Consider the following 2,905-nt stretch of genomic DNA (forward strand, 5'->3'; position numbering starts at 1 on the left):
GGAGAGAATGCCACCGACGACACCAACTGGGTATGGTCGGCGAGAATGCGCTGTCGGCGGCCGGTGCGGACATCCCACAGGCTGACCGGTCCATCCTGCGTCCCGGTCGCCAGGAGCGTGCCGTCCGGAGAGAAAGCCACCGCTGTCGCGTCCGCCCTGTTTCTGGGCGAGGTCCTGGGAAGCGGGGTCAGTTGGGCGCGGTCACGGCCGGCTACCGCGGCGTCAGCCAGTTCGGACATGCTGCCGAGGTGTGTGGTCTGTCCTCCGAGGACGGCCGTGCGGTGCCAACGGCTGCCCGTTATGACCGCGTCGGTGAGGTTGACCTCGGTCAGTCGTGCGTGGGACAGGTCCGCGTCGGTGAGGTCGGCGCTGCATAGGTTGGCCTGATCGATTCGGGTGTGGTCGAGTTGTGTTCCGCGGAGCAGGGCGTCGTCGAGGCGGGAGTTACGGACTTTCGTGCTGGACAGCCGCGCTCCGGAGAGGTCCGCATGGGTGAGGGTGGCGTTCTCGATGGTGGCGCCGGTCAGGTTCGCCTCGCGCAGGTCGGCGCCGGTCAGGTCGGTGTGGGCGATCCGGGTGTCGGTCAGGTTCGCCCGGCGCAGGTCGGCTTCCCGCAGGTCCGACCGATTGGACAGGTCCTGGCCGGCGAGGTCGGCACCGGCGAGTTTTGCTCTGATACGCAGTCGTATGCCCAGCCGGCGGGCCACGAGCAGCGCGTTCGCCTTCGCAGCAGTGGCGGCGTGCGGGTCGTCGATCGTGTTCTGGGCCCATCTGCTGGCCTGGTCGCGTCCGATGAGGTTCACGAAGAAGTCGGCCATCAGCTCCGTCATCTTCCCAGCCCCCAGCAGCTCCCGCGCGCTGCCCGCGGCGAACTGGCGGGCGGCCTCGGCGGCGACCAGGTACTCCATCACCGAGGAGTGGATGAACGAGAACCGGCCGTCGGCGTCCCGCACGAGCAGGGTGCCTGAGCCGATCATCTGGGTCAGCTCGTCACCGGTGAGTTCCGCCGGGTTGCTCATGCTCGCGAGCACCGCGGCGGCGGTGGCCGACAGCTCCTCCACACCGATGTGACGTTCGGTGCTGCCCCAGAGGGTCAGGGCCAGGCGGGTGGCCGCGTCCAGCCGGTCGGCCTTGGACAGCGAGGGTGACGCTCCACCCGGGTGGGCGCGCCGCTCCTCGTGGTCGAGCCAGGTGTCGACCAGCTCCCGGTACAGGTTGGCCGGGTGGATCGTCCCGTCGCCGCCGCGAGCCTGCCGCAGCCGCTTGTCCTCCAGGGCCGTGATGAAGGACAGCATCCGGGGATTGCGCGAGAGCCCTGGCAGGTCACGGATGCCGCGGATCAGCGTCATCCGTTCGTCGGCCCGCTGCCTGGCCTGGGCCCGGTGGTGTGCCAGGTCGGGCGCCGAGCCGGGTGTCGGGCCGGTCGTGCGCACCCTCAGGTCCCGAATGTATCGCTGGACCAGGAAGCTTTCGATCTGGGTGTCGGTGAAGTCCTCGATCCGGACGATGCGCCGGCCCGGGATCAGGTCGACCCGTTGGGCGAGGGCCTTGAACACCTGGTCGTCGGTGAGGAAGTACTGGGTGCGGCTGGTCAGCACGATCTTCGCCTGGCCGCGGACGGCCGCCAGCAGCGTGCCGAGATGCTCGGCCGCGCGGTCGTAGGTCACCCGCAGGGCCAGTTCGTCGAACCCGTCGAAGAGCAGGATGACCCGGCCCGCGTCCAGCATGTAGCGGAACGCCGCGAGGTCGAACCGGGTCTGCTCGCTGTTCGCCAGATGGGCCGCCACCAGCGTGTCCAGGTCGTGCGACTTCTCCAGCCCGCGTAGCTCGATCAGCATCGGGGTCACGTACCGCCGGTCGGTGGGCAGCCGCCGGGCCAGTTCGCGCAGCAGGAAGGTCTTGCCCCGGCCGAAGTCGCCGAGGATCAGGACGAACCGGGACTGGTCGGTGGTCAGCCAGCCGGTCACGTCCGCGAGCGCGTCCTGTGACGACGGCCGGTCCCGTCCGTCCAGGCGGGTGGCGCGTTGGGGTACGTACAGCTCCGGGGGGTAGATCTGGTCGGATTCCAGCCGGCGGGTCTGCCGGTTGAGGTAGCCGCGCAGGTCCAGCACGCCCTGGTATTCCGGCATGCTCAGCAGCCGCACGCCGTCCCGTACGGCCCGTGCGACCAGGTCGGGGCCGGCCTGCTCGTCCCCGCAGTAGACCAGGTCGCAGAACAGCGTCGGGCTCGTGGCAAGGTAGGGCCGGTGGATCGTCCGGACGAACTCCGCCAGCGCGTCGGCATCGGCGTTGCCGTCGAGCAGGCCGATCACACGCTGCTCCACCACCTGCCCCTCGGCGCGCCAGACCCGCAGGTGGGCGGCTCGTTCCCCGGCGGCCTCCACCCGCTCGACCGTCGCGGCCGGGTAGCGCAGCCTGGCCACTTCGGCGGCGTCGTCCAGCAGGTCCCGAGGACGGTCACGGGGCCACGGCGGTGGCAGGGGTGTCTCGTCGGGGTCAGGCGGTCGGGGCCGTCGCTTGTTGCAACCGTTGGGGTCGCTTCGGGCTGGCGGGGGAAAGACGGCGTGCGCCGAGGTGAGGTCGTGGGACGTGTGGGCCGGTTGCCGCCGGCCGGCAGGGCTGTGAGCGGGCGCGAAACAGGTGAACCCCGTCCGGTTGATCCGGATCACCTGGTAGCTTAGCCGGCCGTCATCCTGTCGCAGCGGGAGTGTGGGCAGGCCCGACGGGAGCGTGTGGGCGTCTGTGTCCTGCCCGTGCAGCAGCAGGTTCAGGTGAGGGGCAAGAATCCGGTCGAGCTCTTCGGTGTCCCGCAGGACGCCGTCCTCGGATATCCCCGGCGGGCGCTCGTCAGGATTCTCGCCGGCGGGGCTGTGGTGCACGGCGCCGATCCGCAGCCAGCCGTCCC

Annotated in this window: 1 protein-coding gene; it reads right to left on the reverse strand. The window is 70.4% G+C overall.

The window, feature by feature from the left end:
• The coding region (locus AC5LUJ_RS01215) for an NACHT domain-containing protein (RefSeq protein WP_493464335.1) at positions 1-2,423 on the reverse strand (2,423 nt) is incomplete at its 3' end.
• Positions 2,424-2,905 lie beyond the last annotated feature (482 nt).

The organism is Protofrankia sp. CiP1_Cm_nod3, from assembly GCF_982290655.1.